The sequence below is a fragment of the Phocaeicola sp. RTP21198st1_B8_RTP21198_201120 genome, assembly GCF_040929485.1.
Classification (GTDB): domain Bacteria; phylum Bacteroidota; class Bacteroidia; order Bacteroidales; family Bacteroidaceae; genus Phocaeicola; species Phocaeicola dorei.
Genome location: NZ_JBCOCI010000040.1, coordinates 29,671 through 44,551, shown reverse-complemented (window position 1 = coordinate 44,551; position 14,881 = coordinate 29,671). Strand labels below are relative to the sequence as shown.

The 14,881-nt window shown below is 42.5% G+C and carries 9 protein-coding genes and 1 pseudogene; 4 read left to right on the top strand and 6 right to left on the bottom strand.

All coding sequences use genetic code 11. The annotated features are described in order from the left end of the window. Positions 1 to 77 precede the first annotated feature (77 nt). Positions 78 to 272, top strand: a pseudogene (locus AB5935_RS14605) (PepSY domain-containing protein); the annotation flags it as partial. A 102-nt stretch (positions 273 to 374) separates the two neighbouring features. Here the strand turns inward: AB5935_RS14605 and AB5935_RS14600 are convergent. Both AB5935_RS14600 and eno read right to left on the bottom strand, forming a co-directional pair. Beyond that, positions 375 to 1,298 (bottom strand): magnesium transporter CorA family protein, encoded by a 924-nt coding sequence (locus AB5935_RS14600; RefSeq protein ID WP_005850609.1) that lies wholly within the window; start codon positions 1,296 to 1,298, stop codon positions 375 to 377. A 288-nt stretch (positions 1,299 to 1,586) separates the two neighbouring features. Then, positions 1,587 to 2,867, bottom strand: coding sequence for a phosphopyruvate hydratase (gene eno / locus AB5935_RS14595; RefSeq protein WP_038611897.1), 1,281 nt, complete (start codon positions 2,865 to 2,867; stop codon positions 1,587 to 1,589). A 240-nt stretch (positions 2,868 to 3,107) separates the two neighbouring features. Here eno and ahpC point away from each other — a divergent pair, with 240 nt between their 5' ends. From ahpC to AB5935_RS14580, 3 genes are all read left to right on the top strand, one after another. Further along, positions 3,108 to 3,674 carry an alkyl hydroperoxide reductase subunit C gene (gene ahpC, locus AB5935_RS14590; RefSeq protein WP_007839044.1) on the top strand — a complete coding sequence of 189 codons (567 nt, stop codon included), beginning with the start codon at positions 3,108 to 3,110 and terminating at the stop codon, positions 3,672 to 3,674. A 12-nt stretch (positions 3,675 to 3,686) separates the two neighbouring features. Beyond that, a complete protein-coding gene (gene ahpF / locus AB5935_RS14585; protein ID WP_038611894.1) occupies positions 3,687 to 5,237 on the top strand; it encodes an alkyl hydroperoxide reductase subunit F in 1,551 nt (516 codons plus the stop codon). 147 nt (positions 5,238 to 5,384) lie between these two features. Beyond that, positions 5,385 to 6,401, top strand: coding sequence for a LacI family DNA-binding transcriptional regulator (locus AB5935_RS14580; RefSeq protein WP_038611891.1), 1,017 nt, complete (start codon positions 5,385 to 5,387; stop codon positions 6,399 to 6,401). A gap of 87 nt (positions 6,402 to 6,488) precedes the next feature. On the opposite strand, the gene AB5935_RS14575 is transcribed toward AB5935_RS14580, so the two are convergent. From AB5935_RS14575 to AB5935_RS14560, 4 genes are all read right to left on the bottom strand, one after another. Further along, on the bottom strand, positions 6,489 to 8,843 hold the full coding sequence (locus tag AB5935_RS14575; RefSeq protein ID WP_038611888.1) for a beta-galactosidase: 2,355 nt from the start codon (positions 8,841 to 8,843) through the stop codon (positions 6,489 to 6,491). Position 8,844: 1 nt separating this feature from the next. Continuing rightward, on the bottom strand, positions 8,845 to 11,625 hold the full coding sequence (locus AB5935_RS14570) for a sugar-binding domain-containing protein (protein WP_038612673.1): 2,781 nt from the start codon (positions 11,623 to 11,625) through the stop codon (positions 8,845 to 8,847). A gap of 102 nt (positions 11,626 to 11,727) precedes the next feature. Further along, the gene (locus AB5935_RS14565; RefSeq protein WP_038611885.1) at positions 11,728 to 12,885 is read right to left on the bottom strand and encodes an alpha/beta hydrolase-fold protein; all 1,158 of its coding nucleotides are present in this window, start codon (positions 12,883 to 12,885) and stop codon (positions 11,728 to 11,730) included. Positions 12,886 to 12,901: 16 nt separating this feature from the next. After that, positions 12,902 to 14,881 carry an arabinogalactan endo-beta-1,4-galactanase gene (locus AB5935_RS14560; RefSeq protein ID WP_165861702.1) on the bottom strand — a complete coding sequence of 660 codons (1,980 nt, stop codon included), beginning with the start codon at positions 14,879 to 14,881 and terminating at the stop codon, positions 12,902 to 12,904.

Sequence of the window (14,881 nt, the reverse complement as noted above, 5' to 3'; positions counted from 1 at the left end):
GAGTAACGGATATAAAATTCTTTCTTTTCAGACTTACAAAGCTGTATGCTTAATCCCCCAGGTTTATCGGGTGAGCCGTAGTTTTATATAAAGATGCTGAGAAGGCTGGAAAGATTCGCGGATGGATCTATTCTGTACATGTTGGTAGTTGGGGCGGTATGCTTACTCGTTTACTGACGTTTATAGCAGCTTTGATAGGAGCCACCTTGCCATTAACAGGATACTATTTATGGATAAAACGTATTTGGAGAAAGAAATCAAGAGTAAATTGAATCTCTTTGTCATAAGATTAGGGGGCGAAAAGAGTTTTATCAGTTTTATCATATGACCTGTTGTCGTGAATGACAGGTCATATGATATTGTTACAGGATTTTTTAGAACCACTTTATCTTCCTGAAAATAACAAAGGCCAACGCAGACAATGTGATGGACGCCAAAATAATAAAACTAAAAGCATGTGGTAATGCATCTACATGTACATCTACGTTCATTCCATAGAAACTAGCTATTAATGTGGGTACCATCAGAATGATGGAAATACTGGTCATGCGTTTCATGATGGTGTTCACATTATTGGATATGATGGAAGCAAATGCGTCCATGGTTCCGGTTAAGATATCACTGTAGATATTTACCGTGTTATATGCTTGTTTTAATTCAATGACTACATCTTCTACCAAATCGCGGTTTTGATAATCTTTTTCCTGGAAGATACTTTGCAATTTACCTACCATCACCTCATTTCCACGAATGGACGTATTGAAATAAACCAATGTTTTTTGTAGTTTCATCAATCTTAGCAGGTCCTCATTACGTATGCTCCTTTCCAATTCTTTTTCTGCGGCAGCTACATCATTGTTTATTTGTTTCAGATATTTCAAGAACCATACGGCAGATGAGTAAATTAACCGTAAAATCAGTTCAAATTTATTAGGCACAATGATTCCTTTACGTCGGGTGTGGTCAATGAAATCAGGAATCATTTCAGTGGAGTGATAACACACGGTAACAATGATTTCATTATTTGTAATGATACCGATAGGGATAGTGATATAAGGGATGCTTCCCTGTTGTTGCAGGGGGATTCGGATAATGGTCAGTAGCCAGTTGTCTTCCGTATCCGTTCGTGGACGTTCATCCATATCGGCGATGTCCTCTAAAAAAGCTTCGGGGACTTTTAATTCTTTAGTCAGAAACTCAAAATCACTTTGGTCGGGGCATTCTACATTCACCCAGCAGTTTGGCATCCATTGTGGCTTTTCTACAAAGCCATTTTCACAATAAAGATATTTTCTCATCTTATTGCCTCCTTTCGTTCATTTATATCCGTTCAGAGGCATTCAGAGTAGTGATTGCCCTGTCGGATCAGTTAATACTATTGCACGTTCGTGGTATTGAATCGTCCATTTTTATTGATTGTTTTTTGTTTAAAGCGGTACAAAAGTACATAAAACCTTTAAAGGACAGACAGAAGACAGGAGGCTTTTATATTTTTTTTAAGAATGTCATCGGAAAGCAATATCCAAAAAAAATAGCGCCTTTTCTCAAAGACGCTATCCGATTACATAAATGTACAAAAGATCCAATTATTTGATTCGTTTGTAACCATATACGGCCAAATTACCCAGTTCCTCTTCAATACGGAGTAACTGGTTGTATTTTGCCATGCGGTCGCTCCGGCTCAATGAGCCTGTTTTGATTTGTCCACTATTGGTAGCTAAGGCAATGTCTGCAATGGTTGCGTCTTCCGTTTCTCCTGAGCGGTGGGAAGTAACAGTGGTATATCCATGACGATGAGCCATTTCAATAGCATCCAGTGTTTCACTTAAAGAACCTATTTGATTGACTTTGATCAGGATAGAGTTGGCGCATCCTTGTGCAATACCTTTTGAAAGGAATTCTACATTGGTTACGAACAAGTCATCACCTACCAGTTGGCAACGGTTGCCTATACGTTCGGTCAGCTTCTTCCACCCTTCCCAGTCATTTTCACTCATACCGTCCTCAATAGAATCGATAGGATACTTATTAATCAATTCTTCCAGATAATTAATTTGCTCGTCAGTCGTACGTTTTTTGCCTGTTTCTCCTTCAAAAATCGTATAGTCATAAACGCCATTCTTATAGAATTCAGAAGAAGCACAGTCCATACCAATCATGACATCTTTACCCGGTTCATAACCTGCATTCTTGATGGCTGCCAGAATAGACTCAATGGCATCCTCGGTTCCGTTCAAGGCAGGAGCAAAACCACCTTCATCGCCTACGGCAGTGCTCAGACCGCGGTCATGCAATACTTTTTTCAGCGCATGGAATACTTCGGCTCCCATGCGTAAACCTTCGTGGAAAGATGGAGCACCTACAGGACGAATCATAAATTCTTGAAAAGCAATGGGAGCATCACTATGTGAACCGCCATTGATGATATTCATCATTGGAATCGGCATTACGTATGTATTCGTCCCACCTATGTATCTATATAAAGGTATATCCAGATAGTTTGCGGCTGCTTTTGCTACTGCTAGCGATACGCCTAAAATGGCATTGGCCCCGAGTTTGGATTTAGTGGGAGTACCATCTAATGCTAACATTTTTTTATCAATGGCACGTTGTTCCAGTGCTGAGCAACCAATTAGCGCCGGGGCAATGATTGTGTTTACATTGGCTACAGCTTTTAAGGTTCCTTTTCCATTATAGCGAGTTTTGTCACCATCGCGTAGTTCTAATGCTTCGTGTTCTCCGGTTGATGCTCCTGACGGAACCGATGCACGACCTGTGATTCCTGATTCTAATGTAACATCGACTTCTACTGTGGGATTACCACGTGAGTCTAATATCTCGCGGGCTATAATTTTTTCTATTTTCATACTACATGTACTTTTAAATAATTATTCTAATATAAACTATTGTTGTTAAAATATTTAGCATCCTTTTAACTCCATGCAAAATTCGATTAAAAAAATCGTTTATCCAATACCTATTTATGGTGAATCTTGTTCTATACAATCCTAATAATTAGGTATTGTGGAAGGTGCTGAAGTCGGTTATCTTTGCAAATGTAATAATTACAATTTAAAAATCAGTTTTAATTTAAAAATAAAAAGAGTATGGAACCAATTATTAATTCACAAGTTCCTGAATTTAAAGTTCAGGCATTCCATAATGGAGAGTTTAAAACCGTAACTAATAAAGATATTGAAGGTAAATGGGCTATTTTCTTCTTCTATCCTGCTGACTTTACGTTTGTATGCCCTACCGAACTTGTAGATATTGCTGAAAAGTATAATCAGTTCAAAGCAATGGGAGTGGAAGTATATTCTGTAAGCACCGATTCACATTTCGTTCATAAAGCATGGCATGATGCGTCTGAAAGCATCCGCAAAATCACTTATCCGATGTTGGCAGATCCTACAGGTGCTTTGTCGCGTGCATTTGGTGTGATGATTGAAGAAGACGGTATGGCTTATCGTGGTACTTTTGTAGTGAATCCCGAAGGCAAGATCAAATTAGCTGAAATTCAGGACAACAGTATCGGGCGTAATGCTGATGAACTTCTTCGTAAGGTAGAAGCTGCCCAGTTTGTAGCCACTCATGATGGTGAGGTTTGTCCTGCTAAATGGAAGAAAGGTGCTGAGACCTTGAAACCGAGTATTGATTTGGTAGGTAAAATTTAAAGTATAGAACTCATGTTAGATAGTGCGATAAAAGATCAGTTAAAAGGTCTTTTTGCCCAATTGGAAGCGCACTATACTTTTGACATCTTTGTCCACCCTCAGCACGAAAGTCGTGCCGAGTTGGTGGACTTGTTGGAAGAAGTGGCTTCCTGTTCGGATAAACTTTCCTGTCGGTTGCAGGATAGTGAAGGGCTGAAGTTTATCCTTTTAAAAGAAGGAAAGGATACGGGAATCACATTTCGTGCCGTACCTGGTGGTCATGAATTTACTTCTTTGTTGATGGCTGTTCTGAATGCTGACGGCAAAGGAAAGAATTTTCCGGACGAGTTTATTACCAGACGTATCAAGGCATTGCGGGGGCCCATTAATCTGACCACCTATTTGTCTCTGACCTGTACCAATTGTCCCGATGTGGTCCAGACTCTGAATGTGATGGTGGTTCTGAATCATCAGATACGTCATGAGGCAGTGGATGGGGCTATCAATGAGGATGAAGTGAACCGTATGAAGGTGCAGGCCGTTCCTACTGTGTTTGCTGATGGTGAACAAATTCATGTAGGCCGTGGCAGCATCGGCGATTTATTGGAGAAGCTGGAAGCCCGTTACGGCTCTGTGGAATTGGAAGCTGCTGAGACAAAAGAATATGATGTTCTGGTGGCCGGTGGTGGTCCTTCCGGAACAACAGCTGCCATCTATTCGGCCCGAAAAGGATTGAAAGTAGCGGTGATAGCCGAACGTATCGGTGGACAGGTAAATGAGACCATGGGAATCGAGAACTTGATATCTATTCCTCAAACCACCGGTAAACAGCTGGCTCAAGACTTGAAAAAACATTTGGCGGAATATAATATTGATATTTTGGAAAACCGCCGGATAGAAAAGGTGGAAGTGGCCGAAGGGATGAAAGTACTTTCGGTAAAAGGTGGAGAAACCTATAAGGCTCCCGTACTGATTATTGCTACAGGGGCGAACTGGAGAAAATTGAATGTTCCCGGTGAAGAAAAATACATTGGTCATGGAGTGGCTTTCTGTCCTCATTGTGACGGGCCGTTCTATAAAGGCAAGGAAGTGGCAGTCATCGGTGGTGGGAACTCCGGAGTGGAAGCCGCTATTGATTTGGCGGGTATCTGTTCCAAAGTAACCGTCTTTGAGTTCATGGATGCCTTGAAAGCCGATACTGTTTTACAAGAGAAGGCCAGGAGCCTGCCTAATGTGGATATCTTCACTAATACCCAGACGGTAGAGGTATTAGGAGATGGTGACAAAGTGGTGGGACTCATAAAGAAAGATCGTTCATTGGAAAAAGAAGAGATTTTTGCTTTGGATGGTATTTTTGTCCAGATTGGTCTGACTGCCAATAGTGCTTTGTTCAAAGAACTGGTGGAAACGAACCGCATGGGTGAAATCCTGACCGACAAGAACGGACGAACCTCTGTGAAAGGTATCTATGCTGCTGGCGATGTGACCGATGTTTCCTATAAGCAGATCGTCATAGCCATGGGTGAGGGTGCCAAAGCTGCTTTAGCTGCATTCGAAGACCGGATGCGGGAAGCGATTTATTAGTGATAAGTGGCTAGTGGTGAATAAGCTGCGCAGTGTCGCTTGGCAGGTGATTCATCACTAACCACTAAAAAAAGCCGATCTTTGTATGGATATTGACGGGAATGTGCTTTCTTTGTAAAGTAAATCAATTACCGTTATAGTATTTATATGGCAGAATCGAGACGTACTTCATTGAAAGATTTGGCGCAGATATTAGGTGTATCTATTCCTACAGTGTCTCGTGCCTTGAAAAACAGTCCCGAAATCAGTCGGGAACTTTGTGCTAAAGTCCAGAAATTAGCGAAAGAGATGAATTATCATCCCAATCCCTTTGCCATGAGTCTTCGGAAAAATACCCCTCGTACCATTGGAGTGATTGTGCCCGATATTGTCACTCACTTCTTTGCATCTATCTTGAGTGGCATAGAAGATACAGCCATAGCAAACGGTTATTTTGTCATTATCACGACCTCCCATGAGTCATACGAGCACGAGAAAAGAAATATTGAGAATCTGGTCAATATGCATGTAGAAGGTGTGATAGGGTGTTTGTCTCAGGAAACAACGGATTATGACCATTGGCTGAGTTTGGATGATATGAATATGCCACTCGTGCTGTTTGACCGTGTCTGTATGCCGGAACGTTTCTCTACGGTGGTGGCAGATGGAGTACATTCTGCCCAAATGGCTACACAGCACTTGCTGGATCATGGAAGCAAGCGAATTGCTTTTATCGGTGGCGCCAACCACCTGGATATAGTGAAAAACAGAAAACACGGTTACCTTGAAGCGTTGAGGGAAAATAAAATATCTATTGAGAAGGACTTGGTAGTATGCCGGAAGATAGATTTCGAGGAAGGGAAAATAGCTACAGAGACTTTATTGTCACTTCCTGAGCCTCCTGATGCCATTCTCGCCATGAATGATACCTTGGCGTTTGCCGCTATGGAAGTAATCAGAAATCATGGACTTCGTATTCCCCAGGATATAGCACTGATCGGATATACGGACGAACAACATGCCAATTATGTAGTTCCCCGGCTTTCGGCTGTCTCGCATCAGACTTACAAGATGGGGGAAGCTGCATGTCAGATGCTGATTGATAAGATTAAAGGGGATAAAAAAATCAAGCAAATCATTATTCCTACTTGTTTGCAGGTGAGGGAAAGTAGTATGAAAAGATAGATTAAGAACCGGAATGTATTTTAAAGAGAAAATGAAGGTGTGTGTTGACACACCTTCTTTGGGCTTTAGACAGAAGCCATTTGATTTTTAAATATTAACAATAGCCTTATATTCAGGTATAACATCCACACTTCTGACCAAGCAATCGGCATCCTTTTGTGAGAAATCTGGAATAGCTTCCACAGGAAGATCACCAATGAAAGGGGCGTCTTTACGTAAAGGACGGAAATAGAAGCTCAAGTATTCATTCTTCAATTCATTTTTGAATCGTCTCAAACCGATTGTCCATGGTATCCCATAGTAATAATGATCAAGCACCAAATAACCACCAATGAAAGCCATTGCCACATCTGCTACATAGTTCACACGTAGGAAGTAATCGTTTACCTGTGGCACATCGGGCTGATCTATCTTTACGGTCATTCGGCGGGTACCCACTTTCTTCCAATCAGCTTTCACATCTACCGGTTGTACCTCTATGGTTTCCTCTTTCCATCCTTTATTAGCAGTATAAAGGGCATAGCTGATTTGGGTCTTCCCTAAACTTAGCAAAGTACATTGTTCTTTCTCAGGCAATACTGTGGCTTCAGTAATAAGGATATGATTATTCACTTTGGTAGTGTTCAATGCCTGTTGACGTGTTAAGGTTGTAATCTTCAACGTCTTTCCATTTTTAACTGTAATGGAGAAAGTACTTTTCAAACCAGGTTTCGGTGTATAGAACTCCTTACCCGAGCTCAACGTTGATTTGTCAAAACTATATTCTGTACGTAGTCCTTCCGGAGCAAAAAAGAAGTAGTGTACGGCATTCTTTTCCTCTACTTTAGCCAAGAGTTGAGTAGTAGAATACTTTAAGAGTGCCCCTTCCATAGAGAGATTAAAGGGTAAAATCACACTTTGGTCTTTTTTCAAAGTAAACGTTTTACTAGAAGGAATGATCAATGTCTGTTTTTTTAGCTTTAGTTTTAACTGCAAATCTGTCTGGTCAAAGCGTGCTGTATCATGATCCTGAAAGTTGGTCATGAAGATGAAACCGGCATCTTCTTTCATACGGGCAGCATAACGCAACGTTTCCCGATTATCCGGTGTTATTTTCTCATATCCTTCGGGCAGTACCGTTTCCATGGGTGCCAATATAGAACCGAAATCTTTTAAGAATGTATGAAGAATGCGCAAATTCTGATACGAATCACGTACCAAACCAAATTCACCAATCGGAGCCTGATAGTCGTAGGAAATCTTAGGCATACCCATACCGTCATCGCTAAAAAATCCTACGCCATTGTTTTGTTTCGGGGTAGAGCCACCGTGGTACATGTAGTAACCTATACCGTTTGCACCACTGCCCAATGTACGTACCATCAACGCTTCGGCTGCTTCAGCCTTCACAATAGGGCGACTGCGATACACCATCTGAATACCTACACCCATCTCCGCACAGAACGACGGATACTTGTCGGTATCATAGCGCACCGGCGAATAATCTGGTACCCGCTGAATGTCTTTAAACAGACAGAAAGGAGACATAGAGGGCTTTGCCCAAAACGGATAGGTGTAAGCAGCAGTTACAGGTAGTGCCTCATTACCTATCACAGCAGCCATTCCCCAACCGGTAGCGGTATACAAAGGAGTAATGATACCCGCTTTCTCTGCCATCTGTTTTAGTGTACGCATGTGTAGATCGCCCAATTCAGACATCGTAATATTCTGATGCTGTTCACTTACTCCAATCATTGTAATGGACGAATCGTAGGTGGCAGCCGTCATATCCCTTTGTTCACCGGGATATTGAATGGCCCATGGCGCAGCCGAATGTTGGTGTTCATTCTCTATCTGCACACCAATGATGGGACCTCCATCCTTATAATACAATTTCTTCAACTGAACTGCAATCTCATTATAGAGACGTTCTACATACTTCAAATAGTTTACATCATTGGAGCGTACCTCTACTGGACGCGCAAAAAGCCAATCCGGTAAACCTCCATTACGTATTTCTCCGTGACAGAAAGGACCAATACGTACAATCACGTCCATGTCATGTTTTTTACATAGCTCCACAAAGCGACGCAAATCTCTATTACCGTTCCAATCGAACACGCCCTCCTTTTCCTCGTGGATATTCCAGAACACATAAGTAGGAATGATGGTCAGTCCACCAGCCTTCATCTTCAAGATAGCCTGTTCCCACTGTTCTGCAGGATAGCGGCTGTAGTGGAACTCACCTGTAACGGGCAGCATGGGCTTTCCGTTCCGTAACATATAAAAACTATTCACTTCTATGCTTCCACCATCAGGAGCCGTTCCACCCAGTTTCAGATGTTTGGTATAAATTATCTTCTCCACCTTTGGTGCTGTCAGTTCATACACATTCTGCGCTTCCACAGGAAGTGCAACCATACCTAATCCGAGAAGTATGCCTAATCCAATATTTTTGTTCATATTACTTATCTATCAAATCATTAATTGTTTCAATTTTCACGATATGTCTCGGAGAGAAATCGCTGCTCTGCATATAGTTTAACAAGCTGGAAAGTAGTTGGCGAGCAGCAGGACGCATTTGCATGTCGCGGTGAAAATCAATGCCGGACACCAACAATTTACCTTTGCCTATCTTCACTTCAAACAACAATGCCAACGGATGATTGGAGAACCAGTCATCAATCACTCTCACAATGGGCTGGGCTTCTTTGGACACCTTATTTATACGTATGGGTGCAGAATGGGTCATCGCATCCCACCATTGGTAATTGCTGTGATACTCTGTTGGGAAAGCAGCCAATGCCGGATGTTTCGGATTACATAGAATACCTAATGTATGAGGTGCTTGTCCATTAGTCCACGATGTATTCCAAAAGATACTGGAAAAACCAATGGCTAGATTTCCACCGTACTCATCTTTCAACGTACCTTTCTTTAATGACAATAATACCTTACCACCGTTATTTAAACGTTTAATGGCAGTCTTGTCCAAATAATCAGTCAGTAAGATATCATTACTATTTACAATCTCCTTTTCTGTAGGATATACCCAAAAATTCCAATTGTTTGCATAATTGTCTATCAATACTTCCAAGGTCAACTGAGCGGGCTTTTCTATATCTTTCAAGTTGAATTCTATGGAGCCTAACGACTGTCTGTTGCCGATGGCAATTTGGCTTATAGAGAATTTTCCCTGTCTCACTATCTTATTGGTACCATCTCTCACTATCCAACAGACTTTTGGGTTTTGCATCTCTTCATTATAATTTGCAGCCTCTATCTGAGCAACAAACTTTTCATCATTCTCAAATACTAATCTGGGAATACGCGCTAACGGCACCACGCTGTTGCAGAATCGCCGATACTCCTCGGGAGTAACATATCCTTTCTCCTCCCAAAAAGCATCCAATGTACCTACCAATGCTGTACCTTGTCCGGTAAAGTCGCTCAATCCCAAAAGTTGGAATCCGCCGAAATTAGACGTACGCAAAGCAGCTTCGATATCTGCTTTATAGCAAATTGTCTGCAATTTACCTGAAGCCAACAGAAAGCTATCTGCCAACGCTTCCATTCCGCTTTCCCGCAAACTCTCTTGAAATATCTCAAAGTTTTTTGCCTTATATACACCTGTGTATTTTGCTATTTCCTTGAAATTGGGGTATACGCACCATTGCCCTATCTCATGGCTGATGAAAGGTTGATTGAATTTATCTGTATAATCGCTCCAATCGTATGCTGTAGAAGGTTCTTTAGAATTAATGATACTGCCCAATCCTTCCTCCCAATGTTGAATACGAGGTTGGGAATCACTCAGGAAATCACTTTCCTGAATATTAGGCCAACCTGCCGCTGTGGTGTACAACCGTCGGTTGTCACGTGCTTTCCAGTAGGAAACAAAGTTGGTGAGATACTGCTTATGATTTCCTCCGGGCTCATTGCCAAGAGCCAACATGCAGAACGAAGGATGATTACCGTATACTTTCACAATATACTCTGCTTCTGTCTGTAGGAAAGCGTCTATGGGTTTGCCATCCCCGATGCTACTCGACTGATTGGGCCAAGAAGAGCATTCCACCTGACAATATATGCCTAACTCATCTGCTGCCTCGAAAGCAGCTTCAGGCGGACACCAAGAGTGAAAACGAATATGATTGAGACCATGCTCCTTACAAATACGAAACTCACGCAACCATTCTTCCTTGTCAGTAGAGGGGTAACCGGTCAATGGGAAGGAAGCGCAATGCAGCGTACCTCGCATGAAGGCGGGATGCCCGTTCAAATAGAGCACCCCTTCTCTGACTTCCCATTCCCTACAACCAAAAGTGAGTTGACGGTCATCTGTAATAGTTCCGAATCCCTGTAGCCCACAATGCAGCGTATAGAGATTAGGATGGAATTCATCCCAATAAGTCATATTTCTCGACAAGGGGATTTTAAACTCCAACTTGTTATCACCCGGCTTCATCACCTGTTTATATTCTATTCTTTTCTTTTCTAACATGAAGAAAAAGTTCACTTCCTGCTGTTTGCCCGTAACATTGCGCACATTGGTTTTAACGGTTAACTCGCTTTTGCTCAAAGTGGGGAAAAGAGTAATATCCTCGTAATAGACGGGCGACTTAGCTTCGATAAACATTTCTCCTGTTACACCGTTCCAGTTTCCTTGCGTATGGTCAGAAATACTATGCGAATTTTCCCCCGGATCAATTTCTCGTATCATATTATCTACACGAACAGTAATCACATGTTTTCCGGGAGTAAGCAAACCTGTCAGATCGTATTCCTGAGGAGCACTCAATGTGTTTCTCATCCCCACTTCCACACTATCTATCCATACACGACTTTCCCAATGGCACCTTTCGAAAAACAGACGAATGGCTTTCTCTTGCCACCCGGCAGGGATGTCGATATCACGCTGATACCATGCCACCCCCGTATAATATTTTTCCGGCTGTAACCAGAAAGGTACCTTAAAGTTGTCCGATTGGCGATAACGATTAAACTTCTTTTCAGTAAAAAAGGATTTGTCGAACAGGCTTCCTGTCCAAGGAGTTCCCAAGTTGACAGCATCTCCCTTTCCATTACTCAGCATAGATCCTGGTAGTTGTACGTAGTCTGGCAATTTCTGCAAATACCATTGTTCCGATATCCCTACCTCCTGCCGGTCTATCGCAAATCGCCACGTACCTTCCAAATTAATTCGTTCATTGGATTGGTGAATGCTGCACCGGCAAAAGAGCATGATACAGAGCAGAAGCAAAAAATCTGTAGACGGATATTTTCTTGCTTGCCTTTTATTCTTCCTTACACTCATATTATTTTGTATCATTATTGACATTTTTATTTATTTCTTAAACAATAAAGGTAAGAACTCCTTCAAACAACGACGCCAGGTGAGCCACTCGTGGGCTGTACCCGGAGATTCGTAAAAGGTGTTTTTAATGCCAAGAGCGGTTAATGTATCACTCATCTTCTGTGCGCCGAAGTTTTCTTCGCTGCCAATGCCGATGAATAGTGTGCGGACCTTTTTGTTGAATGCCTTGCTGTCGGCAAACACACCGTTATAGGCTGTTTTATAATCCCCATCACGCAAAAATATGGCACCACTGAACGAGCCGATATAAGCAAACTTGTCGAGGTTGTACAATGTAGTCATAAAGGTCTGATGCCCACCCCATGAAAGACCAGCCATAGCCCGGTTCTCTCTATCAGTCAGCGTACGGAACTGCTTTTCTATATTCGGAATAATATCTTGCAACAGGATGGATGGAAAAATGGAGCCGAATGCATCTCTTGCCTTGTTTATATCTTCTCCTTTCTTGGGCTTGAAAGGAATGCTGCAATTGCCCTTATCCATTACGACCAGCATTGGTTCGCACTCTCCAGCAGCAATCAGGTTATCAAGAATAAAGTTCACCTTACCTTGCATCGGCCAGCTTGTCTCGTCTTCGCACATACCATGTTGCAGGTAAAGCACCGGATAACGTTTCTTTTTCGAAGTCTCGTATTCTGCTGGTGTATAGACATGACACCGACGATATTGTTTCTCCACGGTAGAATAATAGACCACCGAACGAATTTGTCCATGCGCCATCTCCTGTGGACGGTAGTAGTCCCCTTCCGTCCCTTCGGGTATTTCGATGGCACTGGAGCGTCCATAGCTGCCACCATACGTATAAGTCTCTATGTCTGTCACCGTCATGCCATCTACCATATAGTGATAAAAATGAAGCCCAACGACCAAAGGAGAAGTGGTGACATACCACCATCCGTCGTTATCCTTTGTCATGTCATATCGTTTTCCGCATACCAGGTATACCTCCTGCGCCTTGGGAGCATAGAGGCGGAAGTAACCTCGCTTCTGTTTGTCAACACGAGGATATTCTCTCTTAAAAAGGGCCGTTTCCGAAACCATTGTATTTTCAGGTATCGGCCTTTGTGCATACATGCTGGAAGCAATCAACAAAGTTGTCAAAAGCGTCCATAAAAATTTTATCTTCATATTATTTATAGGATTATTAATTATCAGCAAATGCCTTCAAAAACTCAGGATAAATACTTATATACTCAGTTGTCCTTCCATTCTTGTCAAACAGCTCGCCCCACATCGGTGAAGTAGCTTCCCAAATGAAAGTTCCTAAACCCAATCCGTGAGGGATACGTGAGACTATTTCATTCACTTCTTTTCGAAATTCCTGATATTCTACCACTACAATAGGTTTTCTGTAGCGGATGGCCAAATCGTTCAAGTTGCTTTCCAACTCTTTCAACGTACCATGATGCTTTGGATAGTAAGACTGCCCGATGATGTCAAACTTAACATCACGACTGATGATTTTATCGAAGAACTTCACCGATTTTTCATTTTGTCCGCCACAAGCAATGTGAATCATAATCTTAATATCAGGATTAGCGGCGCGTACACCGGCCGTAGCACATCGCAACAGAACGGCAAAGGGTTCATACGTCTCCGTTATCTTACCCTGTGGCCACATCATGCCATTATTTATTTCATTACCCACTTGCACCATGTCAGGACAGACGCCTTCGGCCATGAAACGTTTGATGACTTCGTTTGAATAGCTATAAACCTTTCCTTCCAGTGCAGAGCCATGGATGTTACTCCATGATGCGGGTGTTGCCTGTTGGCCAGGATCGGCCCATGTATCGCTGTAGTGGAAATCGAGCAGGAATTTCATGCCAACAGCCTTTATACGCTTGGCCATGGATAGAGTGGATTCCAACCCACAAAAACCATCTTTGGAATATCCCTTTTCTGTCGTAGGGTCCACAAAAAGACGCAGACGAATCCAGTTGAACCCGTTCTCTTTCAGGATTTTCAATGCATCCTTCTGCACACCGTTGTGAGAGAAGACAATGCCACGTTGTTCCTGATTGGGAAGCCAAGAGATATCCGCACCGATAATGGGTTTCTGAATGGTATCCGTATTTACATAAGGAGGTTCATAAACGGGTTGGACATCACTCTTTATGTATTGTTTGTACAAGGCATCATATATGCCGAACAGATCCTTATCAGCATTCCCTTCCTTATCGAACAAGACCCTCGTCGGTTCCCATGCCATAGTTCCATAACCCAATCCGTTGGGCAGGGAGCGTACAATATCATTGATCATCTTAATGTTTTTCTTATTGGCACCATACTCGCAAACACATATCGGCTTCCGATACCGTTCGGTCAGATCATAGAGATTGGACTTTAAATCATTGTAAGTCTCGTGCCATTGTTCGTAATAGGAGAGTCCGATAATATCAAATTCGGCTTCCATCTGAATCATACGATCCAGGAACTCACGGCAAAGCCGGTTCTGCCCGCCCAAGGCGAGATGTACTTGCAGTTTTGATTCCGGTAATACCTCACGAACCGCACGCTGGCCTGCTTTGTAAAGTTCCATCAACGACCGCCAGTTTTCTTCTGTAGCATTGTCATCCAACTTGCCCTCTGGCCATACCATGCCGTGATTTATCTCATTACCTATCTGCACTATCTCCGGAGCTACCTCTGCCTGCTTTAAAGCAATCATCACATCTTTGGTATAGGAGTAGAGTTTTTCTTCTAACTCCGCACCAGTTGTTCCTTCCCAAGCGGAAGGCTTGAACTGCTTGTCTGGATCGGCCCATGTATCGCTATAGTGTAGGTCGAGAGCAAACTTCATGCCTGCTTTCTTGATACGACGGGCCATGGCAAGAGTATGCTTCAAATCACAATATCCTTTTTCGGGAGCGTATCCTTCTTTGGCCTCCGGATTGACAAAGACGCGCAAACGAATGGTGTTGAAGTGATGGGCGGCCATGATCTGGCAAATATCCGTTTCTTTCCCATCTACATTTTTATATACAACTCCCCCCTTTTCACTTTGGGGAACGAACGAAATGTCTGCCCCGATGCAATAAGGCTGCTGTTTACTTGTGCAACCAGTCAGCAGAAGAATAGTATAGCAGAGCATACTAACCAAATAATGCGTAATTTTCTTCAT

Coding starts and splice junctions, on each gene's coding strand:
- AB5935_RS14600 (WP_005850609.1), bottom strand. CDS start 1,298: ATGAGAAAATATCTTTATTGTGAAAATGGCTTTGTAGAAAAGCCACAA.
- ahpF (WP_038611894.1), top strand. CDS start 3,687: ATGTTAGATAGTGCGATAAAAGATCAGTTAAAAGGTCTTTTTGCCCAA.
- AB5935_RS14575 (WP_038611888.1), bottom strand. CDS start 8,843: ATGAACAAAAATATTGGATTAGGCATACTTCTCGGATTAGGTATGGTT.
- AB5935_RS14565 (WP_038611885.1), bottom strand. CDS start 12,885: ATGAAGATAAAATTTTTATGGACGCTTTTGACAACTTTGTTGATTGCT.
- AB5935_RS14580 (WP_038611891.1), top strand. CDS start 5,385: ATGGCAGAATCGAGACGTACTTCATTGAAAGATTTGGCGCAGATATTA.
- AB5935_RS14560 (WP_165861702.1), bottom strand. CDS start 14,881: ATGAAGAAAATTACGCATTATTTGGTTAGTATGCTCTGCTATACTATT.
- eno (WP_038611897.1), bottom strand. CDS start 2,867: ATGAAAATAGAAAAAATTATAGCCCGCGAGATATTAGACTCACGTGGT.
- AB5935_RS14570 (WP_038612673.1), bottom strand. CDS start 11,625: ATGCTCTTTTGCCGGTGCAGCATTCACCAATCCAATGAACGAATTAAT.
- ahpC (WP_007839044.1), top strand. CDS start 3,108: ATGGAACCAATTATTAATTCACAAGTTCCTGAATTTAAAGTTCAGGCA.